At 47.2% G+C, this 22,804-nt stretch carries 20 protein-coding genes and 1 pseudogene; 7 read left to right on the top strand and 14 right to left on the bottom strand.

Annotated features, from left to right (window positions below; translation table 11 throughout):
* Together hsdR and pncA are read right to left on the bottom strand one after the other, a co-directional pair.
* Positions 1–2,386: pseudogene (hsdR, locus tag EYB58_RS23855) on the bottom strand (EcoAI/FtnUII family type I restriction enzme subunit R).
* Between the two features lie 155 nt (positions 2,387–2,541).
* Entirely contained in the window at positions 2,542–3,168 is a 627-nt protein-coding gene (gene pncA / locus EYB58_RS06175) for a bifunctional nicotinamidase/pyrazinamidase (protein ID WP_111953996.1), read from the bottom strand.
* An 87-nt stretch (positions 3,169–3,255) separates the two neighbouring features.
* Between pncA and pncB the strand changes: the two genes are divergently transcribed.
* A complete protein-coding gene (pncB, locus tag EYB58_RS06170; protein WP_111953994.1) occupies positions 3,256–4,419 on the top strand; it encodes a nicotinate phosphoribosyltransferase in 1,164 nt (387 codons plus the stop codon).
* Positions 4,420–4,513: 94 nt separating this feature from the next.
* On the opposite strand, the gene EYB58_RS06165 is transcribed toward pncB, so the two are convergent.
* The 3 genes from EYB58_RS06165 to EYB58_RS06155 are packed head-to-tail and all read right to left on the bottom strand — an operon-like array spanning position 4,514 to position 7,100.
* Positions 4,514–5,068, bottom strand: a complete 555-nt coding sequence (locus EYB58_RS06165; protein WP_111953992.1) for a hypothetical protein — start codon at positions 5,066–5,068, stop codon at positions 4,514–4,516.
* A complete protein-coding gene (locus EYB58_RS06160) occupies positions 5,065–6,069 on the bottom strand; it encodes a hypothetical protein (RefSeq protein WP_111953990.1) in 1,005 nt (334 codons plus the stop codon). Before EYB58_RS06160 ends, EYB58_RS06165 begins: the two co-directional genes overlap by 4 nt.
* Positions 6,070–6,089: 20 nt before the next feature.
* Complete coding sequence (locus EYB58_RS06155) at positions 6,090–7,100, bottom strand: hypothetical protein (RefSeq protein WP_111953988.1); 1,011 nt, start codon at positions 7,098–7,100, stop codon at positions 6,090–6,092.
* Positions 7,101–7,133: 33 nt separating this feature from the next.
* On the opposite strand from EYB58_RS06155, the gene EYB58_RS06150 reads away from it, so the two are divergent.
* The gene (locus EYB58_RS06150; RefSeq protein WP_131072018.1) at positions 7,134–7,313 is read left to right on the top strand and encodes a hypothetical protein; all 180 of its coding nucleotides are present in this window, start codon (positions 7,134–7,136) and stop codon (positions 7,311–7,313) included.
* Position 7,314: 1 nt separating this feature from the next.
* On the opposite strand, the gene EYB58_RS06145 is transcribed toward EYB58_RS06150, so the two are convergent.
* Positions 7,315–7,542: a hypothetical protein gene (locus tag EYB58_RS06145; protein ID WP_111953984.1), complete on the bottom strand. Its 228-nt coding sequence runs from the start codon at positions 7,540–7,542 to the stop codon at positions 7,315–7,317.
* Positions 7,539–8,540: an HDOD domain-containing protein gene (locus tag EYB58_RS06140; RefSeq protein WP_111953982.1), complete on the bottom strand. Its 1,002-nt coding sequence runs from the start codon at positions 8,538–8,540 to the stop codon at positions 7,539–7,541. Before EYB58_RS06140 ends, EYB58_RS06145 begins: the two co-directional genes overlap by 4 nt.
* A gap of 630 nt (positions 8,541–9,170) precedes the next feature.
* On the opposite strand from EYB58_RS06140, the gene EYB58_RS06135 reads away from it, so the two are divergent.
* Both EYB58_RS06135 and EYB58_RS06130 read left to right on the top strand, forming a co-directional pair.
* The gene (locus tag EYB58_RS06135; RefSeq protein ID WP_111953980.1) at positions 9,171–11,600 is read left to right on the top strand and encodes a PAS domain S-box protein; all 2,430 of its coding nucleotides are present in this window, start codon (positions 9,171–9,173) and stop codon (positions 11,598–11,600) included.
* 124 nt (positions 11,601–11,724) lie between these two features.
* Positions 11,725–14,409, top strand: coding sequence for an SNF2-related protein (locus EYB58_RS06130; protein WP_163354511.1), 2,685 nt, complete (start codon positions 11,725–11,727; stop codon positions 14,407–14,409).
* A 141-nt stretch (positions 14,410–14,550) separates the two neighbouring features.
* Here the strand turns inward: EYB58_RS06130 and EYB58_RS06125 are convergent, their stop codons facing one another.
* Positions 14,551–14,751: a hypothetical protein gene (locus EYB58_RS06125; RefSeq protein WP_111953976.1), complete on the bottom strand. Its 201-nt coding sequence runs from the start codon at positions 14,749–14,751 to the stop codon at positions 14,551–14,553.
* Positions 14,752–14,847: 96 nt separating this feature from the next.
* On the opposite strand from EYB58_RS06125, the gene mobB reads away from it, so the two are divergent.
* Positions 14,848–15,381, top strand: a complete 534-nt coding sequence (gene mobB / locus EYB58_RS06120) for a molybdopterin-guanine dinucleotide biosynthesis protein B (RefSeq protein ID WP_111953974.1) — start codon at positions 14,848–14,850, stop codon at positions 15,379–15,381.
* Complete coding sequence (locus EYB58_RS06115; protein WP_111953972.1) at positions 15,378–16,286, top strand: hypothetical protein; 909 nt, start codon at positions 15,378–15,380, stop codon at positions 16,284–16,286. Before mobB ends, EYB58_RS06115 begins: the two co-directional genes overlap by 4 nt.
* Here EYB58_RS06115 and panC read toward each other — a convergent pair.
* The gene (gene panC / locus EYB58_RS06110; RefSeq protein WP_111953970.1) at positions 16,248–17,096 is read right to left on the bottom strand and encodes a pantoate--beta-alanine ligase; all 849 of its coding nucleotides are present in this window, start codon (positions 17,094–17,096) and stop codon (positions 16,248–16,250) included. The genes EYB58_RS06115 and panC overlap by 39 nt on opposite strands.
* Complete coding sequence (locus EYB58_RS06105) at positions 17,096–18,679, bottom strand: hybrid sensor histidine kinase/response regulator (RefSeq protein WP_163354509.1); 1,584 nt, start codon at positions 18,677–18,679, stop codon at positions 17,096–17,098. Before EYB58_RS06105 ends, panC begins: the two co-directional genes overlap by 1 nt.
* Before the next feature lie 575 nt (positions 18,680–19,254).
* On the opposite strand from EYB58_RS06105, the gene EYB58_RS06100 reads away from it, so the two are divergent.
* Positions 19,255–20,325, top strand: a complete 1,071-nt coding sequence (locus EYB58_RS06100; protein ID WP_111953966.1) for a GGDEF domain-containing protein — start codon at positions 19,255–19,257, stop codon at positions 20,323–20,325.
* 50 nt (positions 20,326–20,375) lie between these two features.
* On the opposite strand, the gene EYB58_RS06095 is transcribed toward EYB58_RS06100, so the two are convergent.
* Genes EYB58_RS06095 through EYB58_RS06080 form a run of 4 tightly spaced genes read right to left on the bottom strand, consistent with a single transcriptional unit; the run spans position 20,376 to position 22,803 of the window.
* Positions 20,376–20,993 carry a thermonuclease family protein gene (locus EYB58_RS06095; protein ID WP_111953964.1) on the bottom strand — a complete coding sequence of 206 codons (618 nt, stop codon included), beginning with the start codon at positions 20,991–20,993 and terminating at the stop codon, positions 20,376–20,378.
* A gap of 8 nt (positions 20,994–21,001) precedes the next feature.
* Positions 21,002–21,814: a 50S ribosomal protein L11 methyltransferase gene (locus EYB58_RS06090; protein WP_111953962.1), complete on the bottom strand. Its 813-nt coding sequence runs from the start codon at positions 21,812–21,814 to the stop codon at positions 21,002–21,004.
* Entirely contained in the window at positions 21,801–22,160 is a 360-nt protein-coding gene (locus EYB58_RS06085; RefSeq protein ID WP_111953960.1) for a hypothetical protein, read from the bottom strand. The genes EYB58_RS06090 and EYB58_RS06085 overlap by 14 nt, the downstream gene beginning before the upstream one ends.
* Positions 22,153–22,803, bottom strand: coding sequence for a YkgJ family cysteine cluster protein (locus EYB58_RS06080; RefSeq protein WP_111953958.1), 651 nt, complete (start codon positions 22,801–22,803; stop codon positions 22,153–22,155). Before EYB58_RS06080 ends, EYB58_RS06085 begins: the two co-directional genes overlap by 8 nt.
* Position 22,804 lies beyond the last annotated feature (1 nt).

Genomic DNA, 22,804 nt, shown 5'->3' with positions numbered 1-22,804 from the left:
TCAGGCGCTGTATAGTGCCTGCTCTAGTTCGTTAATCGCTTGCTGATATTGATCAAGCCCGCCAAAGAGGCGGATGATTTCCAATGGGGTGCCGAATTGGGTAAACGGGGCAATGGTGAGAATCTGCGTCTCTTCGATCTGGGCCACACCTTCGTCGGCATATTTGTCAAGCAGTGCTTCCAGAACCCGGCGGGCCTGTTCCCCATAACGGGTAAAGTAGTTACGCTTTTTAACCTGGTCCGCCCGTTCCTTTCGGGTAAGGGGTGGCATATCCCAGGCCACATGGCAGACCAGGTCGAAGGGGTCGAATGCTTTCCCGGATTGTCTGCCGATCTCATCTTCAAGGGCTTCGAAGAATACGCCCTGTTCCAGGAGTTCGTCAATAATAGCCTGCTTTTTATCACTGCTGCGCCACCGGCCAAGAAAATCATCAAGGGATGCATACTCTTTGCTTAATGCCTTTCGGGTGTAGTCTTTGAGGGATTCGGTGATCAATTTTCCGTTCGCATCAAAGTATTGAACCCGTTCGGCAGCCACCTTAACCTCTACATCCGCTACCACGTATTGGCGAACGCCAATTCTTTCTTCTCCCGGGCCTGGGTCGGCAACACCGGTCCACCCCTGGTCTTCTCCGGGTTCCGGGTAGGTGGTGTCATCGCCACTTTCGTCTTCGCCCGTGACATCCGGCGGCACCGGTGATTCATCCCCCTGGGGTTCATAAATCAGCACCGGATCACCGTCGAAATCCGGGTCGGCAAACAGCTCAGTGGCTTTTTTAAAATCAATGATGGTGAAGTAATACTTGCCGTAATCTTCATTAATACGGGTACCGCGCCCGATAATTTGTTTGAACTCGGTCATGGATTGAATGCGCTGGTCAAGGACAATGAGTTTACAGGTCTGGGCATCAATACCCGTGGTCATCAGCTTGGAAGTGGTTGCAATTACCGGGTATATGCTCTCCGGAAAAATGAAGTTATCAAGCTCGGCCTTGCCCTCCTCGTTGTCACCGGTAATACGCATGACGTACTTACTATTTTGTGCCGCCAAATCTGCGTTTTCATTTACCAGAGCCCCACGCATACGCTCGGCATGATCAATGTTCTCGCAAAAGACGATGGCTTTGTCGAAACGGTTGGTCTGTTTGAGGAATTCGGTGATCTTTTGGGCAACCAGTTGGCTGCGGGCTTCCAGAACCAGGGTCTTGTCAAAATCCTTCTGGTTGTAGATGCGGTCCTCTATCTCATTGCCGTACTTGTCAACCATGCCTTTGTCAGGCCGCCACCCGGTCAGGTCTTTGTCTATGTCAATGCGCACGACCTTGTAGGGTGCCAGAAATCCGTCGTTGATGCCCTGCCGCAGGCTGTAGGTATAAATAGGGTCGCCAAAATAATCGATATTGGAGACTTCTTTGGTCTCCTTGGGGGTGGCGGTCAGACCGATCTGGGTGGCGGATGTGAAGTATTCAAGGATTTCATGCCAGGCAGAATCGGCGGCGGCGCTGCCTCGATGACATTCATCAATGATGATCAGATCGAAAAAGTTGGGGCTGAACTGCTTATAAATGTTTTTTTCCTCCTCATTACCGGTAACGGCCTGGTAGAGGGAGAGGTAAATTTCGTAGGATTTGTTGGCCTGCCGCTTCTGTATTTTGGTCATGGCGGAACCGAACGGTTTGAAATCGTTGGTCATTGTCTGATCCACCAGGATGTTACGGTCTGCAAGGAAGAGAATTCTTTTTTTTGGCCCTGGACTTCCATAAACGCCAGATGATTTGAAAGGCAGTGTAGGTTTTGCCGGTGCCGGTTGCCATCACCAGCAAAATACGATTTTGGCCTTGCACGATGGCCTCGATGGTTTTATTGATGGCAAGAAGCTGGTAATAGCGAGGCGTTTTGCCGCTTCCGTCGCTGTAATAATCCTGCTGGATCAACGCATTCTGCCGGTCGTTCAACCCACGGTGTTGCATCCACAATTGCCACAATGTTTCCACCGTGGGAAATTCGTGGAGTGCAAGCTCACGCTCGACAATGCCGTCCATGGCAATTTTGTTGTGGAACAAAAAGCCGTCACCGTTTGAACTGAAGACAAACGGCACTTGCAACATGTCGGCGTAGCCAAGGGCCTGTTGCATGCCATCGCCTATGGAGTGATTATTGTCTTTGGCTTCGATAACGGCAATGGGAATATTGGGCTTGTAGAAAAGGACATAGTCGGCGCGTTTGTGTCTGGCCCGGGTATGCAGCTTGCCACGCACGATGATACGCCCTTTTGTGAGGGGGTATTCTTCTCTAACCTGGGTGGCTATATCCCAGCCGGTCTGCGCCAAAGTAGGCGTAATGAATTTGGTACAAATGTCGCGTTCGGAGAGTTGTTTCTTATTCATCAGCCAACTTTTTTAAGCCCTTTCGGAACGGGTCTTAAATAACTTGCCCTTTTTGTTGTATCCGGGAGCGCGGGCGTCCCGCCCGCAGTAAAGATGCGGGCGAGACGCCCGCGCTCCCAGGTTAAGTTATTGCAGACTCATTGCTTAGTTTGTTTTCAGCAAATATCGACACCGGCTGCTTTCATCTCTTCCAACGCCGCTGCCGTGCTTTCCGGGGTAACCCCCCGGCACAGGTCTTTGATCAGTGTCACGTCAAACCCGAGCATTATAGCGTCCATGACCGTAGCCTTGACGCAATAATCCGTTGCCAGTCCGTAAATGATGAGCTTTTTTATGCCTGCGTTTTTAAGTATATCTGCCAGGCCGGTCTCTTTTTTCCCGTCATCAAAAAAACCGGAATAGGAATCAAAGGCCGGGTCCATGCCTTTTTTTACAATGGCCGTGAAAAGGGATTCATCCATTAAAATCCGGGCATTGGCAGTGTCCTGGACACAATGGGGAGGCCATAATACCTGCTGGCGGCCTTCAATTTCAATGACATCATAGGGTTTGGCATTGTCGTGGTTGGAAAAAAAGGAAATGTGGTTTGCCGGGTGCCAGTCCTGGGTGGCATAGATCGGGTAACCAAGCGCCTTGAGGCGACGGGTTTGGGTTTCTGCCGCATTAAGGTATTCCCGGTCAGCGTCCCCAACGGCCAGGCTGCCTTGCATGGCCTGGGTAAAATCTGCCTGGATATCCACAACAACCACGGCAGTATGGTCCTGTTTTGTATTTATCTGCATAAAGTCTCTATCCTTTTTGAAAATTATACCCTAAGATAATTCTTTTGGCAGTCATATACAAAATTTTTTTAGAAAAAAAATAGGCCCATGATTGAGACGATACTTGACAATGATCTGTATAAATTCACCATGCAGCAGGCGGTTTATCGGCTGTATCCCAAGGCCCGGGTCCGGTATGAACTGACAAACCGGGGGAAAACCCCTTTTCCTGCAGGCTTTGCCGGCTTGATCAAAGACCGGGTGGCGCAGATGGCAGGTTTAAGTTTGACCCATGATGAACGCGCGTGGCTGGAAAAGGCCTGCCCCTATTTTACAAAAGCGTACCTGGATTATCTGTCTTCTTACCGCTATGACCCGGACCAGGTGAAAATTTCCCAGCAGGGGCATACGCTTTCTGTCGGGGTGCAAGGACCATGGTACAGGACCATTTTATGGGAAGTGCCGCTGATGGCCATCATTTCCGAAACCTGTTTCAAGGTCATTTCCCCTGAAATTTTGTCCAGGCAGGCCATCCGGGAGCGCAACCAGACCAAGGCACAAATGATGTCCAATGCCGGTCTGACGTTTGTGGAATTTGGTACCCGACGGCGATTTTCCATTGCCAACCACGCCCATTTTCTTGAGGATGTTCTGGCGCTGGATCACCACTGCATGGCCGGTACCTCCAATGTGCATTTTGCCAGAGTTTACGGGCTCACCCCGATGGGGACCCTGGCCCATGAATGGATTATGTTCCATGCGGCCTTAGTCGATTATGCCACGGCCAATGCCGCTGCCATGGATGCCTGGCTTAAGGTATATCCCGATGTGCTGGGCATTGCGCTGACCGATACCTTTACCACGAAGTTTTTTTTAAAGGCGTTTACCCGGGACCGGGCCGAACGGTTTTCCGGTGTCCGCCACGATTCCGGGGACCCTGAAATTTTTACCCGGGACCTCCTTGCCCATTATCGGGAAAAGGGTATTGATCCGGCTACCAAGGCCATTGTGTTTTCAGACGGCCTGGATGTGGAAAGAGCAATGAAAATTCATGCGTTCTGCCGGGGACAGGTAAAGGACTCCTATGGCATCGGCACCAATCTGACCAATGATGTGGGGGTTGATCCCTTGAATATTGTGATCAAATTATCCTGGGTACAACCTGAACCCGGCATGGAAGGCCGGTTCACGGTTAAACTGTCGGATGACCCGGGCAAACACACTGGTGACCCCGGGGAATTGCGATATTGTCAAAAAGTCCTTGGCCTTTGATTGTTCCTGTTTTGCCGGCTGGATTTTATTAATTTTGGCGCCGTCGGCGGTCGGGAATGTTTTGACCGCCGACAGTTTTACTTAGGGAAAAAGATTAGCTAATGGCCTTGAAATTTCCGAGTACAAGCATATTGCCGGGGACTGCTGCTTCGGCGAACTGGATATAGTTGTTAGAGGGAAAGAGCAGATTTTTGATGGCAAAAACGGATATGGTGTTAAAACTGATATTCAACTGTCCGGCTACCTGACTGGGCACGTGCTCTTTGACCTGCTGGTTGACCTTTGCCTGGAGATTATCGCTGCCCGAGGGGCCGCCGCCGGCCAGGTGACCTGTCACTGTCACCGCCTGGCTGGTCATGGCAATGGCGATCTGCTGGTCGCGGCCGTCGCCGATCACCGAAATGGGGGCGGTGGCAGAGACGTTGGATGTGGCATCGTTGGTAAATGAGCCATGGGAAACCCTGGTGCATTTTGAAAAGCAGGGCCAGTGTGTATAGCTGGTTGTCGTTTTAATGGTCATGGTTTGTTTTTTTGAACCGGAGAGCGTCATTCCTTCCCCGCTTGTGGGCTTCAATGTCATTCCCGACAGATTCCAGGTGACCGTGTTGTTGGGGAATGCATAGGTGGTCGTGGTGCTGCTACCGCTCATTCCCTGGGGCTGGTATAGGTTGAAATCTGAGTCAGGTCTTTGAGGCTGATGCCGGAGGCAGACACAGGGGCGTTGGTAAAATCGGCCCAGGATGCCTTGGCACTGTCGGTATCGCTCCTGCCTTCCAGAGACCAGGCGCCCTTGGTCATGGATTGGGGCAGGATTTTTCCGAAAAATAAGTTGCTGCGGATAATCAATGAGGTTTCCATGCCTGAGGGCAGGGGGTCTGACACACCGTTGAGGAATGTCAGGGTAGGGTTCAGCAAGGCCCGGTTGCCGGTCTGGATAAACATCTGAAGCATTTCGGTTTCCGATGGCGTCTTGAGCACTTTGAACAGAAAGCCGTTGGGCCGCATGTCATCCAGGACCGGGATATTGGTCAGGTCCAGCTGGTTGATCAGGTAGGTCACGGGATTTTCCACGAAATACGCTTTGATGGCCTTATTCAGCTCGACTTTTTCTTCGTCGCTGATCTCCATGTTGTCCACTGTAAAGGCCCCCTGGGACATGTCCAATTCAACCTTCAGGAGGTTGTGGTTTTTCCCGTCAACCTGCGCGGTGCCCTGAGTCTTGGCTAATTTGACGATGGCAGTAAGGAGCTTACCGGCTATGCTTATGGGCGGATCGCATTTTTCCGGGTCGGACCCTGTCTGAATACAGCTTGTCAAAGCGCCTTTTTCAATAGGCATCTGTAATTTGACCGTATTGTCGTTATTTACCGAGAATGTGAGCAGGGGATACCCATATTCCATATGGAATTTCTTGATGGCCCATACCCCTTCCACCACTTTGGTCCGGGTGACTGCGTCAATGGTATTTTTATAGAGGGTGGCGTGTTTTAACGTGTCGTACTGATTACGCAAGGAGGCGTTGATCTGGCTTAATCCCATGTTGAACACAATATCCCAGCCATTGGTGGTGCTTCCCTGGGCATTCATATTCATTTGGGAAATCAGGGTAGGAGATGAAGGGCGAACCGCCCCTGCGGTAAGGATACTCATGGCTGCTGTCCGAAGAATCTCTATACCGGGGGCTGACGTTCGACATTCCGGTCAACAAACGGGGAATCTTCAAACGTGAGTCGTACCAGCAGTTTTCCGCTGTCAGTGGACTTTACGCCATCAACCGTTGCTGTCACACCCACCACCCGGAGGTTGACGTACTGGGCAAATTCTCTGGATTCCGGGTTGATGACAATTTGGCAGGAACGACCGCCTGAGATATTGTCGGTGAGTATCCCATCAACCTCATATACAAGTTCATCCGTGGTCGCGGCCTGGTACTGGAGGAGATGTGACTTTGCGTTCATGCTTGCCTGGGACTGGGCAATCCGCGCTTTCATAAAGGTGAGCAGGCTGTAGCTGGAAATTATCGTGGGCGGCTGAAGCCAGGCATACTGTAGTGCCTGGTCCTGAAGGAGGAACGATTTTGAAAATGTGGTCAGCATCTGGCGGTGCATGTATTCAAGCCGTCCGGTCAGGCCTACCAAATCAATGGCGGAGCGGTCGAGGTCTTGGATATTTTTCGGATTCAGCCGGGTGGTCAGAGCCTTGAGCCGTTCTTCCTGATTCATATTCAGCTCTTTTTGGCGCTGGGTCATGTAAATATCACGCTGAATCTGGTGCAGGGACGACTGGGCGCTGACCATGGCCTTGCCTCTGGCAACGAGAATCTTAAAGGCTGCCACCATCTTGGCCTTGGCTTCGGTGACAGAAGCATCGCTGGGCCCTGTGGCCATGACTACGTCCAATTGGATGGACATTTCGTCCCAGCCAATCCTGACTGTATCCCCAAATTCCATGCCCTCCAGGCCTTCCAGGGTTTTCTCCGCATTGGATAGGGTCTGGAGTGTGCCGGACATGGTCTGGTACAATTTCATGGTTCCGTTGAGCACATTCAAGGTCTTCTTGATCATCTGGGCGGCCCGGCCCAAGTCCTTGACAGCCGAAATCGCGCTGGATGGAATCAGCACCGAGGTACCCAAATCAAATAAATTGGTGGCCACATCCAGGCCGAACTTGATCAGCTCCATGGTCTCCCATTGTTTAACCCGGGATTGGTAAACTTGGACTGCTTCGTTGACCTCGGCCTGCTGTTCGAAGACCTGTTTTCTCAGGTCCGCGATCTTGGTATCCTGAAGTTTTGCCTCGGCCTTTCGAGATGTGATAACCGCATCATACTGCCGGGCGACCTCTGCGGCACTGTCGGCATTGGCCTTGATCAGGCCGGTGAGAAGCTTTCCTGATTCAATGATATATTACCTGTTTCAATCCGTTGCTGTCCAGGGTGGCCTTTGGCATGGTATCGTCAAGGTCGGTTTGAATTCGGATCTGTCTGGGCAGAAGAATGGACTTTTTCAACACAGCCAGCACGTGACGGCACATCTGATTGAGATCAATGGTTTCCAGTGCTCCCCCCACCCTGGGTTTTGAAAACGAGGTCAGTCCTTCCAGCAGGGATGAAACCCGGCTCATTTCTTCAGAAAGAAAAAGATCCGGGGAATATGGAAAATGATTTCCAGCCCCCGTTGGACCGTCTTAAGTACTGTTGTCTCATCCTTTGCCCTGAGCAGGTTATCAAGGGTACCAAAACAGAGTGAAACGTTTTTAAGGCCATCTGCCAGAAGATTATATCCTTGTTCCGGCTCACCCAGAAAAAGGTTCAGGCTTTTGGCCATTTGATGGACTTCGTTTTCAGCCTGGACCGCGATTTCATTCAACACGGCGACCGGCATGTCTGTCAAAAAAAGTACATCCTGTGCCACATTCGTGCTTTCCGGTTCTGCCATGAGGTTCGCCATGAAAAGAACCTTAATATGGGCAAGCTCTTTTTGAATACGTGCCAAGGGGTGACTTAAAAACCTGACGGCATCAGATGTCATCGGGTTCAGATGCCACTGGTTAAACAGCCAGGCGCTGACCGTTGGGCCATCCACCTTGAGTATGTCGGCCTGGGCCTCAAATTCATTTTGTCCCTGGTTTACCCTGGCTTTAATCTCCTTGTATTCCTTTGGAAAGGTTGCCATGAGCACCAGGGTGCCGATATCGTGGAGAAGACCTGCCAAAAAATACTGGTCCGGATTGACCTGTTTTTCTTCAAGGGCGATGCGCTGGGCCAGAACGGCGCATTTGTATGAATGATACCAGAACCTGTTGATGTTGAAATTGTGTGTGACTTTGGAGAATTTAAAAAACTGCATGGCCGAAGAACTGATGGCGATATTGCGCACCGTATCCAGTCCCAGATACACCACCGCAGATTTGATGGTGGTAATCTGTTTTGCCAGGTTTACATGGGGAGAGGCAATGATGGCCAGCAGTTTTGCAGTAAGACCCGCATCCCGGCAGATGATTTGCGTTACTTCGTCAATATCTGTTTTTTCTCTGCCGCAGGCCCGGATCAATTGCACCATGACTTGGGGAAGCTGGGGCAGGGGACCGACTCTTTTTATTTTTTCAAAAATATTTTTCATGGCAAGTTAATAAGTTTGGGTGTGTTTTTCCCGTGTTAGGCCCATGATCGGAATAAAACATTCCAAAATATGGTTTAGAATTTTCGTTCGTATTCAAGGCGTGGCAATGGGAGCATATTAAATATATGTACCCATTGACACAACGAAGAAGACGGATGAAAAGGCAAACCATATGGAAGGTTTTATTTTGAACTTGGGCCTAAGGCAAATGACCAGGGTTGACCGTGCCGCAACAGCGAAGAGATATCAGTTTTGAGGGGCTTGATAAAACATCGGTTTTTGTATAAGCTTCAAATATATTGTTAATATTACCAAGTCGTTAACTTAAAACATTCAACTTGCTGATCCAGTTCTTAGAGATTGCTTTAAGAAATGCCGGCTTTGATTATCGTTTCAGTCATTTGGAAATTTGGGATATTGTTCAAATTCAAGAATCCCTGCCGTTAAAGGTATTTCGATAAGTCTTCAAGATTGCCCCAAAGGATAATCAAGGCCGAAATGTTCAAATCGCAGGTATGCTACTAGATATCATTAAGCTGTCAGATCAGTTACAAAAAGCCCAAACGTATTGATAAATTGGCCTCTTGAAAATGAAATATTAAAAAATGGGATCATTGAATTAAATTAATTATGAAGCCCTCTTATCAAGATTTAGAAAAAAAATTGGAAGCCGTCACTCAAGAACGAGACCGTTTGTTATCAATTATTAATTCAAACAAAACGGGAAAATTTCAAACTAAAGAAAAGTTTAACAATAACGAACAAAAATTCCGTTCATTGTTCCTAAACGCGCCTTTAAGCTATCAGTCGCTTGATGAAAATGGAAATTTTATCGAAGTTAATGAGGCCTGGTTGAAAACTATGGGATATAGTATTGATGAGGTCATTGGACATAATTTCAGCGAATTTCTTCATCCTGATTGGAAAGATCACTTCAAAGAAAATTTTCCATGCTTTAAGGCCATCGGAGAAATCCTTGGTGTAGAATTTGAGATGGTCAAAAAAAATGGAGATTTAATCCTTGTCTCTTTCCATGGCAAAATCGGTAAGAATGATAATGATATTTTTCAAAGGACGCACTGCATTTTCCAGGATATTACACAGCGTAAGAAGCTGGAATATGAGCTGAAGACGCATTTTCGTAATTTAGAAACAATATTTGATAGTGCACCTTTTATTCTTGCTATCTGTGACAAAGATTTGTGCATCCATACGATAAATCGTAAAGGAACAAGCCTTGTTAAAAAAGCCAAAAAGGACTTATTAGGAAAATTCTGCGGGGATGTTTTTCATTGCCGGCATTCATTTAACGGCTGCGGTTGTGGAAAAAATATTGAGTGCCCGGACTGCATATTACGCAACAGTGTTCTTTCAACTTTTGAAACACGCAACTCTTGCATCGAAAAAGAAACCCAGATGAACTTAATCATAGACGGGATGGAAACATCATTTTACTTTTCCATTTCAACGGCACTTTTAACGTTTGATAATGAAGAACGTGTTCTTCTGTCTATGGCTGATATTACGGAATCAAAAATGAATGAGCAGGCATTACTGGACAGTGAAAAAAAATATAGATCCATGATGGAAGCCTTGGAAGACCCAACATATATTTGTTCACAGGACATGCGAATTGAATATATGAATCCGGCAATGATTAACTGGATCGGTGAAGATGCAACCGGCCGCAAATGTCATGAAGCTATCTGGGGAAGCCAATCAAGATGCCCATGGTGCTCCTATGATAGGATCATGAAAGGCGAATCAACCTCAAAGGAACTACAAGTACCTGATTCAGATGAGATTTATCATGTTTTGAGTGCTCCCATTCATACTACGGATAGTTCAATTTCAAAATTTACATCATACCGGAATGTTACAGAGATAAAACAACTTTATTCCAGGTTGCAGCAAGCGCAAAAAATGGAAGCCATTGGGAATTTAGCGGGTGGCATTGCACACGATTTTAATAATATCCTTTTCCCTATTGTTGGACTGTCAGAGATGCTAATTGAAAATTTTCCCTCAGACAGTATGGAATATGAAGATCTTCAAGAAATACATAAAGCGGGTATAAGAGGCAGTGAACTTGTAAATCAGATACTTGCGTTCAGTCGCCAAACTGAGGATAAGTTATCACCGACCCGACTACAATTTATCATGAAAGAAGTCTTCAAACTGATTAGAGCGTCAATACCCTCAAATATTGAAATCAATCAATCTTTACAACCAAATTGTGGCCTTGTGCTTGCTGATTCAACCCAGTTACATCAAATCGGAATGAATCTTATCACTAATGCATACCATGCTGTTCAAGAAAATGGAGGAAAGATAGATGTCGAGGTCAGGGAGGTTGAAGTTAAAAAAGGTATCGGCGTTTTAGGCTTACCTCCGGGTAAATATGCGACACTTACAGTGACGGACAATGGTGTCGGGATAGAGCGGGATCTACTTGAAAAAATTTTTGAGCCATATTTCACGACAAAGAAAAAAGGTAAAGGGACAGGGCTTGGATTGTCGGTTGTCTACGGAATTGTGAAGAAACACAAAGGCGAAATCAAAGTCATGAGTGAACCCGGAAAAAGAACCAGTTTCCAAGTTTATCTGCCGATATTGTCCTCATCCCCCCTTGAAAAGACTGAGGGTATATGCTCACGCCAGCCCACCGGTAGTGAGAAAATACTGCTGGTCGATGATGAACCGGCAATAGCAAATCTTGAAAAGCAGATGCTTGAAAAATTGGGATATTCTGTTTCTAAACGTGTAAGTAGCACAGACACCTTGGATGCCTTCAGAGCAAACCCTGATGCTTATGATTTGATTATCAGTGATATGAGTATGCCTCATCTGACCGGTGATCAACTCGCTCTTGAAATTTTGAAAATTCGCCCAGATATACCAATAATCATATGTACCGGATTTTCTGAAAATATCAGCAAAGAACAGGCGTTGGGGATTGGGATTAAAGGCTTCTTAATGAAACCGGTTGCCAAGGCAGATATGGCTATAGAAATAAGGAGGGTTTTAGATGACGCCAAAACCCCTAAGACCTCAGATTAAATTATGGCATATCCTGATCAACGTCCTGGACAGTGCTTGACTTCCCCATGCGGGGATGGCATAAGACCCCTATTTTTTACGCAATTATCATTGGTGAGTTGAATGCGGCATGAGCGAAGCGTCTATGACAAATACTTTTTGTAAGGGGCAACGATGGGTTTCCGAAACCGAACCTGAGTTAGGGTTGGGTGTTCTTTTTTCTTTTGACGCAAGGACCGTTACGTTGCATTTCCCGGGTTCGGACTGCTTCAGAACATACAGCCGGGCGGCCGCACCCATCAAACGAATGCGCTTCCAGCCCGGAGACCGGATCAGCCGAGAAGACGGGACACAGATGACCGTGGAAACCGTGGCGGAAAACGCCGGTATTCTGACCTATTTTCAAGGGGACAAACAGCTTTTCGAATATGAATTATCATCGGTTTTAGCCGTAGACATGCCGTTTTCCAAGCTCCTTTCCGGACTTTCCGGAACATCGGCCAAATTTGATCTAAGATATCGTATCAGATCGGCCCAGGGGGCGTATCAGAACTCACCGGCCAGGGGATTTTTAGGCGGTCAGGTGGATTTGATTCCCCATCAGTTTTATATTGCCGGGGAAGTGTCCGGCCGATATTTCCCGCGGGTTTTGCTCTCCGATGAAACAGGCCTTGGTAAAACGATTGAGGCCGGTCTGATTCTTCATCGTCTTCTGGTCACCTCTCAAATTTCAAGGGTGCTGATTATTGTTCCCGATGTCTTGGTACATCAGTGGTTTATTGAATTGTATCGAAAATTCAGTTTAATCTTTCGAATTTTTGATGACGCCTATTTAAAAGGGGCTGCCGCGGCTGAGCCGGACATGAATCCTTTTCTTTTGGATCAGCAGGGGATTTGCTCCGAATCGTTTATCCGTGACTCGGAGCATGTGAAAACAGCATTGATCAGCGCGGGTTGGGATATGGTGGTCATGGACGAAGCCCATCATATGGCAGAGGATTCATCCATGTATCAATTTTTGGCGGCTTTGGACGTTGAAACCCAGGGGCTGATGCTTCTGACGGCAACGCCGGAGCAGATGGGAATTGAAGCCCATTTTGCCCAGTTAAAACTTTTAGATCCCTGCCGTTATCATGACTTTTTAGCTTTTGTAAAAGAGTTAGAAAGGCACAAAGCTGTGGCACAAAAAGTTAGGGAAAAATTAGACCGGGATGAGTCACCCCAGTCGCTGCTGGATGCCTTTGGACCCGGCAGGGTAATTTTCAGAAACAGACGCCGTTCCATAAAAGGCTTTCCTGAAAGACAGGTGAGTTTGATTCCCCTTGAAGGGAGGTGTTCCTCGGAAGAGGATCTAAGCGGTGATCCCAAAGTCGCTTGTCTTGCTCAACTATGCCGTTCTTTAAAGCCTGAGAAAATTCTGGTGATTTGCCGTTCAAGGCAGACGGCAAAGGCGTTAATTCAGGGACTTGAAGCGCATGTCAGTGTGGATGCAGCCCGGTTTGACGAAAGCATGGACTTGCTTGCCAGGGACCGCCAGGCCGCCTGGTTTGCCGATCCTGAAGGGGCCAGGCTGATGGTCTGTTCTGAAATCGGCAGCGAAGGAAGAAATTTTCAGTTTGTCCATCATCTTTTTCTTTATGATCTTCCCGTAAATCCCGAACTTTTAGAGCAGCGCATTGGCCGGGTGGACCGCATTGGGCAAAAAGAAAAAATTATTATCCATGTGCCGTATATCCGCAACACCTCCCATGAGATCTTAGCGCTGTGGTATGATCAGGGAATCGGTCTCTTTAAAGAGAACGTCAACGGTCTGCATGCCGTATACACTCAATTTAAATCCCGTGTGATTCAATTGATGGAACAGGCAGATCATAGGCCGTTTGATGCGGCCGATTCTCAAATTCGACAGAAGATGACAGGTTTGATCCGTGACACTGCGGCCTTTGTAAAGCAGATCACTAAGGATTTGAACCAGGGCCGTCATATCCTTCTTGAGTTAAATTCCTTTAAACCGGAATCTGCCCATGCATTAATTCAGATGATTCAACAAACGGAAAAAGCCAAAGACCTTCACAATTTAATGGCGGATTTGCTGGATGGTTACGGCATTGAAACCGATCATATCACTGAGGTTGCGGGCAATTCGGTGGTTTCTTTTATACCGGATCGCATGACCGATGAAAATTTTCCCACACTGAGCGGGGGTGGCAAATATGTCACCTTTGACAGGGCCACAGCCATTGCCCGTGACGATCTTGATTTTTTAACCTGGGATCACCCCTTTGTCCGCCAGGTGATGGAGTATTTTATTACCCAGGGAGAGGGGCAGGCTTCCGTGGCCAGGCTTTCGGGTACAGGCCGGCAGGGTCTGCTGCTTGAAACGCTTTTCCTTCTGGACCTTCCTGATGGGGACACATTTTTGGCCGACAGGTTTCTTCCCGCGTTGCCGATTCGTATTGTGGTTGATCATACCGGAAAACCGCTACGCTTTGGGGATCTGCCTGCCAACTGGGAATCTTCTCTCATGTCAGATGATCCAGGCTGGTTTCTGGACTTGCCCCAAGTGGTTCAAGAGATCCTACCGGACATGCTGGATAAAAGTCAGCACCTGGCCCGAAAAACTGCACAGACGCATCGGCTTGACGGCGCAGCTAAAATGGAGAACGTGCTGACCCGGGAAAAGGATCGCCTGGCAACCCTTTCAAAAATTAACCCCGGTATTTCGAGTAAAGAAGTTGAGGCCGTGATCAAAGCGCAGGTACATTTTAGATCTCTGATTCTGAATGCGAGACTTCGGCTGGACGGGGTGAGGCTCATTCGTATTTTTTAAGTCGTGTATAAAATATAATTAAAAAATATATGGCATTGGCCAGTGACATATTCTCAAACAGCATGAATCCAATGCTGCCAACCGAAAGTTCATGGATTTTTATAAGCCGACCCGAAACAAATTACGTTTGATTCAGCTCAGCTATATTGTGTTGTCCTTTGATAAATTCTCCGGGAATACATCTGGAACCTTCACCTGCATGAGTTCACTTCCGCAAAACGGGCAGAACAGGCTGGCAACATTATTTTCATCCATGATGTATTCTGATTTAAATGTTATTTCAAAGGACTTTGCCCCTGGGAACGAACAATTATGATTAACGCAAATATAAGATAAATCCATAATATCCTCCTTTTCTTGACTTTCTTAAGGGTACATTTTATACCTTAGCGACATTTAATCCATGGTACAAGAATAAAAAAAATCAAGGCTGTGTATATGGACAGCAAAAAAATCCCCCGGGTCGTTTTAATTGTCGGCAAATCCAATTCCGGGAAAACCACTTTGATGGAAAATATGATCAGAGAGTTGAGCGCACGGGGCTTTCGTGTGGGGTCGGTGAAACATGCCCACGACACATTTGATTTTGATAAACAGGGAAAGGACAGTTGGCGGCATAAAAATGCCGGCGCTGTTGCCTCTCTTATTGTAACGGATACAAAGGTAGCCCTGGTAAAAGAAGATATACGTCCGCCTGAAGAGAAATTTTTTCACTATCTGGGTGATATGGACCTTATTCTTGTTGAAGGGTTCAAGACATTCTGTCTTCCTAAAATTGAAGTTTTCAGGAAAGAGAGTCCCCATGAAGCACCCCTGTACCTTGAAGACCCCAATCTTGTTGCGTTTGTGACGGATACGGATATCCGGCCCGGAGAAAAACCGTGTTTCGGGTTAGAGGATGTCGGATCCCTTGCTGATTTGGTTGAGCAGCATTTTCTTGGTTCTATATCAGGCCGGGAGTGTAACGGATGAAAATTCATAAAATGCTGATGTTGGGGATCGTTGTTTTGGGCATGATCCTGTTTACGCAAAACGCCTTGCCCCATTGCCGTCAATCCCTTGAAAACGGATACATAGACTGGACAACCGGTTCTGTTACGGCCACAGGCCATGCCGGCTCTGAGATCAATGCCGAAGGCAAGGCTGTGGCCATGCCTGGGTCTGCCAGGGCCTTTGCCACCCGGAATCTGATTGCCATTCTCAAACAGATGAAAATTTCAGGGGATCTCACGGTTGGAGAATACGCATCAACCCATGATACCATTCTTGCCGGGATTGAGACGGTTGCTCAAGATGCCCGGGTTCGCCGGCAACTGTATACATCTGCCCTGGATGTAGACGTTTGGGTGACGGCTACATTTTATGGCGGGTTTCTTCAGCTGGTGCTCCCGGATCACATCCGGCAGATCCCCAAGATCAACGAACTGAAGCAGGATTCGGCGGAACCGATTGAAAACGCACCTTCAGCGGCTATCGGCGCCCGGGCATATACCGGGTTGATTGTGGATGCAAGAAGGGTAAACGTTGAACCCGTACTTTATCCCACTATTGTCAGTGAACAGGGAAGGGAGATCTATTCCTCTGTTTTTATAAGTAGGGAATTTGCCGTCCAGAACGGTGTCTGCGCCTATGTATACGACATGGACCAGGCCCTTTCGTCTGACAGGGCCGGTTCAAATCCCCTGGTGGTCAAGGCGTTAAGAAAAACCGGGGACAAAACCGGTGCCATTGTGATGAGCATCGCCGACGCCAAAACTCTGGACAGAGCAACCGAACGTCACACCTTTTTAAAGAAGTGTCGGGTCATTGTCGTGGTGAACCCGGCGGTGATAAAAAGGTCAGGCCGGCTCGATAAGGGCATTGTCAATCAGCCTTGATTTTCCCACCTGCACGGCCATGGCAACAAGCGTTTCTGCCTGGACGGTTTCCACAGGTTCAAGGGTTTGGGGATGGCACAATTCAATGTAATCAACCCGGGTGTGGTCAAATGAGAGAATAAAGGCTTGCGCTTCCCTGACAAGATCCGGAACAGACCGGACGCCTTGGGCAACCTTTTGTTTTAAAAGGCGGATGGCCTGGGAAAGACAGACGGCAGACGCACGCTGTTCCGACGTAAGATAGGCGTTTCTGGAACTCATGGCCAACCCGTCTTCCTCCCTGATGATCTCCCCGCCGATGATTCGGATATTGAAATCCAGGTCCTTCACCATCTGTCGGATGATGGCAAGTTGCTGGAAATCTTTTTTTCCGAAAACCGCCACATCAGGCATGACAATGTTGAATAACTTGGTCACCACCGTGGCCACCCCACCGAAATGGACAGGGCGTGAGCGACCGCACAGGTATTGGGGAAGATGATCCAAAGAGACATGGGTCTGGTAGTCAGGCCCGTACATTTCGTTTTTATCCGGAAGGAAAACCCCTGTCACACCGGCCTGTTGAGCCAGGTCAAGGTCATTTTGGATGTTGCTGGGATACGCGTTCAGGTCTTCATTGGGGCCAAACTGGGTGGGATTAACAAAAATGCTTAGAACCAGTTCATCACTCAAGGGTTTGCCTATTTCAAGCAGGGAAACATGCCCTTTATGAAGGTATCCCATGGTGGGTACAAAACTGATTGTCTTTCCCTGTTTTTTTTTCGCAGCAGACCAGGCCTGCATATCCGCTTTTGTTTTTAAAATATCCATTATCCGTCAAGTTCCTCTTTTACGGCAATGCCCATATCCAATATGGTATAGGGTTTTTTAACAAAGGTACCTGCACCTATAGACTGGGCTTTTAATACATCTTCTGATTCCGAATGTCCACTTGCAAGAATGGCTTTTTGGTCAGGTCGGAGTTTTTTAAGCCGTTTGTATGTCTCAAGCCCGGAAATGGACGAGGCCATGACCATGTCTAAAATCAGTAGGTCCACTGGGGTCTGCAGGATGAAATCAAGGGCATGAATCCCGTCGGCAACGCTAAAAACTTTGTATCCTAAATTTTTAAGGATGGTTTCTGCAATTTTGCGCTGGCTTGCCAGGTTATCCACAACCAGAAGGGTTTCCCCGTTTCCTTTGATCTCATCGAGGGCGGTGGCTTGATTTGCCATGGGCAGCTCCGAGCGAAGGACCGGAAACAACAGTGTAAATTTTGTACCGTTTTCATCAGAGGTAACAAAAATTTTTCCCCGGTGGTTGAGAACCGTATTTTTTACTACGGTTAGACCAAGACCGGTGCCGGATCTGGCCATCTCATTTTTGGTGAAAAAGGGATCAAATATTCTATTCAGGTTCTCTTCAGGGATGCCTTTGCCAGCGTCCAGCACTTCAAGCATCACATATTCGCCAGGGGACAGATCTTTTTCCGTGTTTTCGTTTTTTTTTCTGTCCACATAATAATAGTTGGCTGTTGAAAGCATAATTGTGCCGTTGCCGCAGTCTACCGTTGCCGCAGTCTCTTCAAATGCATTGATCAGAAGATGCATAATGCTTTTTTCAATATGCATATAGGAGCCGGATATGGTTAAAAGTTCCGGCTCTAGGTGCATCTCAATTTCAATTTTCCCGTATGCGGCTTTTATTTTTTTAAATTCGGGCCCGGCCATGAACCGTTCAATAATCGTATTGATATTCAGGACCTGGCAATTTTCCCTGATACTCCTGGAAATGGTTAATAGGTCACTGACCACGGCAGAGGCGTTCCGGCCGGATTCTTTGATAATGGTAAGACTTTTTCGGATTTTAGGTTCCAGATTTTCATCGAGAAGAAGAATTTCAGGATAGGTGGCAATGCCTGTCAGGATGTTGTTCAAATCATGGGCAACACTGCCGGCAAGGCGTCCTAGGTTCTTTAATTTTTTTGAACGGTTAAGTTCTTTTTCAAGGCTCTGCAGTTTTTTTTGATCTGAGATATCCCGTATGATGCCGTGAAACGTATCCTGCACGGATCCATGGATCGGCTCGGCCAGGATTTGTACAGGCAGTGTCGAATTTTCACCGTTTGAAATAAGGCACTCCATGGAAAAGGGCCGGTTTTCACGAATACAGATATTAAATTGACCCCTTGCATCTTCGGGTAAAATGGACGCCAACGGTTTATCTATAAGTGCCATGGCTTTATTACCGGATATATGTTCGGGATCTCCGCAAATGACTGTAACGTTCAGCCGGGAATCCATGGCCCACATCAAATCCTTTGAATTAGACAATATCAATTCGGTTTCTTTCATAAATGATTCAATGCTTTTAATCCATGAACGCAGCAGGATAATAAATGATCCGTTGATCATGAAAAAAATCAGGCAAAAGGGTTTGCCTGTCGGGGCCGGCAATAAAAGGATCAACAGAGCGAAAAAAATAAACAGAGCAACCCATATCTGCAAGAGTCCGTTGATTTTACGTGATAATTTTCTGTATCTGGGGAAATTTAGAATGATGTTATTTTTTTCAAAAGACGGCATTAATCCGGGCCTGTTAATTCATTTATTTGTATGTAGTTAAGGGTCTATCTTAAATTTCCAGTAAGTTGCTGAATTAATTTCATTATTTGTTGTGGCCTGACCTCGGTGAAAGACCAGGTCGGCCATGGCCGTTATTGAAATTGTAAGCTAATAAATAACTTGAAAAAGCAACTGATGACAAGGAAATCTTCTTTTAGGATCAAGGCCCGCGTCCGATGTCAGGCCTTTGGCGGGGGGTGCCAGGAGAGTGACGTAGAACCCTGCAAATTTTTCCTGTCGATTGGATTCGGGAGAAGTGTATTTTTGTATAACATATTGAAATATAAGTTAATAACTTTGTATTGAATAGGGGTGGCATACTTGTTGCTTTTTATAGCTTTAATCTTTATAAGAAAGGAAGAGCCATGAATAGAACCCTTGATAGATTCAGCCATCGGTTATCTGTTGTTTTCGGCCTGGTATTCGGATATTCCCTGAATAAGACCCATGCACAGAACAAGTTGGCCCGCCATATTGTTGTTTTGAATGGAAAAACATCCCCTTCAGAAATTATAAATGAAGTGGCGGACTGCCTGAAGGGTATTCTTGGGTACAGGCTTTTTGCCTTTGTGAACAAAAAGAATGCCGGGATGGATGTCTGGCTGGATCCCAGAATGTATAAAACATCCATAGAAGATATTATCATAAAAGATTTTCAGATTAAGGACAGCAAGGACCTGACCTATCTTAATATTCATAAAGACCAGGAGGAGTGCCTGGAAAAATTCAGTCTGGATTCCCTGGTGCATTACGACCATAAAGAAGAAAATTGTTATTCACGGCTTTATATGATGCCCAGCAGGCCCATCACTGCGTTTCATGATGATGTGGTCCGCATTGTCCTCCAGGGTTGTAGCTCAGCCCTTTCAAGGCAGATTAAGATCCAGCACCTCAAGGATGCCGCCGCCATTGATCCTTTAACCGGTTGCTATAACCGCGGGGCTTTTGAGGCCCAGCTTAAAGGGCATGCCGCAAGTGCCGGCCGGCACAAAAAACCGTTGTCTGTTTTTATGTTTGACCTGGATCATTTTAAATCTGTAAACGACACTTACGGCCACTTAGGCGGCGATGAGGTGTTAAAGGAAGTCAGCCGGTTGGTTCGCCGGAATATACGCACAGAGGATATTTTTGCCAGGTACGGTGGTGAAGAATTTATCGCCATCCTGCCGGAAACCGATCAAACCCATGCCATTGAACTTGCAGACAGACTTAGACAAAAAATTTGTGCATTGCGCATCCCCTTTAATAATCGTACCATACGGGTGACTGGCAGCTTTGGCGTGGCTCAGTTGGGGACCAATGCCGATATCGTAAAATTGGTTGAAGATGCTGATTCAATGCTTTATAAAGCAAAGTTCAACGGTCGTAATACGGTGATGCCCGGACTGATCAGGGTGCATAGGGATGAGACGTCGGAATCATTGATCCAGGCATAAAGTTCATTGTCCGGCAATAAAAAGCAGTAGGAACAATTTCCGTTCAAACACTACCTGGGATTTTCTTTCCGCCATGTTTTGGGACTCTTATAAGCCTTGCCTTGTGACCACATGCCTGCCCGCCTGCGTCTGGCATCAGCCTGGGCTTTCGTGTAAGGGGCGGGATCAAGGTTTTTAGGTAATCTGCCCCGGTAGACTTCGGCAAGCCCCTGGCTGATCATGGTCAGATTAATGTTGCGGCCCTGGGAAAAAATCTCCGCCAGAATCCGGTTGTACCCGCCGGTTCCGTATTGTTTCAACCGGACTTTTTTCCCCTGAATAAGCTGCCGTAAAACCTTTTTTGCCTTTTGGGAATAGGGTTGCCCCTTCTTTTTTGATCCACCGGTTTCCGGGGCGTCAATGGCCACCATGCGGATACGAAAGTCAAGATCCTGTCCTTGAACCTGCACGGTATCGCCGTCAAACACTTTTGTGACCTTAAAATTGGATTGATCTATGGCGGCACTGACAGCTTCGGAGATTTGTGTCGCCTTTTTTCCATAAGGTAAATTGACATTGGAAAAGTGCCGGATTCCGTTTTCGTCGATCCAGCTGTACACATCACACCTGGCATGGGATACGCTTAAAACCAGAAGTATGGTTACAAGAATTTGAATGGCAGGTCGCATACGTTCCCCTATGGCTTTTTTGTCAGCGTTACGGCACCCCACTGCTTTTCTTCCCGTTCCCAGTCTATGGAAAATCCCATGGCGCTGTAATGGGTTTTCAGGTTATCCATTTCCCAAGCCCTGACCCCTGAAAGAATCAGGTTTCCACCGGGTACGAGGATTGAACAAATGTCCGGTGCAATCTGCTTAAGAGTGGGAAATCGTAAGTTGGCCATGACAAGAGAAAGTCTTAAATCCTGGACCGTCATGATGTCGTGGATAACGTTGATTCTGTTTTTAAGGCCATTGGCTGCAACATTCCGCTGGGCCTCGCTAACCGCATTGGGGTCTGTTTCCCAGGCCATGCACCGGGAGATGCCTGCAAGGCAGGCTGCTATGGCAAGCACCCCGGAACCCGTGCCGATATCCCCGGCCTTGCCGCCTTGAAGATGCTCTGACTGCCTTGTTGAGAAAAAAAGATTGTCCAGGGCGGCCAGGCAAAGCCGGGTGGTGGGGTGGTGGCCGGTACCAAAGGAGATGCCGACGCTTATCCGGATATCTATGTCATTGGAGCCAGCAATGCTTGCAATATCAGGGGGCAGAATAAAAAACCGATTCGTGATCCGGACCGGTTTTGAAAAGCCTTCCATGACATAGGTGGATCCATACAGATCCTGATAGGCGACATCCTGGCTCTGAACAAGGGATGTGAGCACTTTTTTTGCCTGGAATGGTGTCAGGGAAAATTCCCGGCTGATTTCACGAATATAAGCCCTGGCGGTCAGGTGTACCTCGGTATTATGAAGAATATCCAGGGCTCGGTTTCGGTCAAAGGGAATCATGTCCCTCTTTTTTAAGCAGTTGTGTATACCATTGGGCAAAATCAAACATGCCTTTGATTTTTTCTTCGTCATTTATGATGCCAAGACACATTTCAAGGGCGCCCTGGGCGTAGCTGTTGGAATATTCATCCGCATCAATGGCTGTGAGAAATTCCCGGATCAGCTCCTGGGAGGTTCGTTTGGTTTTATCCTTTCGGATGTCAATGGGATCTTTGGGTTCCTGGAACGGATCCCATATATCATATCCCGTTTTCATAATTTGTTTCTGGCCCCGTTTTCCCATGGCATCGAAAATGGCCTTTTTTCTTTCTTCTATTTCCTCAGGGGAGAAGTGTGTTTCACCCATCTTTTTTTACTCCAAGAAATTCATCGTTAAACAAGGTGACCATCGCCATGGATACAGGGATAAGCAATTCATGCATCCGGATGTTGGTCGAGTTAATGTCTTTTACCAGTTCCGCAGACAAAAGCTGGAGTTGGGTGTATATTTTGTCCATGTTCAGGGTGGGATAGGCCTTACCCTGGACAAAGTTGGTCCGGCCACAGATGTGGGAGGCCCCTGCCGTGGAAGTGGGTATTCCGTATACCCTGCAGGTAATGGGACGGTGCTCGTACATCAAGCATAAATTGTTTTCACCCAGCAGGGGACACCGGACCCGTTCCTGGGACATTCTTCCCACAATTTCAAGCTGGTCAGCCCCGGCTTTTACTTTTTTGTAGGCATCCCGTTTCATTCTGGCCAAAACCCGGTCTGTTTTATCGGCAATGCTAATGAGATCGGCTTTTTCATTGCCTGAAAAATTTTCGTTAAATTTGTGGTTCAGATACAGCGCCTCGATCAGGGTCAGATCAAAGATAGCATAACAGCAATCCGAGCATTTCTCCCGGCAGAAGACCTCTTTGGGGAACTCCTTTTTAACTCGGTCAAAGACCTGGTCCACCATGCTGACAAGCGCTTCATATTTTACAAAATGTTTATCTAAGTTCATG

Source organism: Desulfobacter hydrogenophilus (genome assembly GCF_004319545.1).
GTDB lineage: Bacteria > Desulfobacterota > Desulfobacteria > Desulfobacterales > Desulfobacteraceae > Desulfobacter > Desulfobacter hydrogenophilus.
The sequence above is the reverse complement of the archived record's forward strand: the minus strand, read 5'-3'. Positions and strand labels throughout refer to the sequence as shown.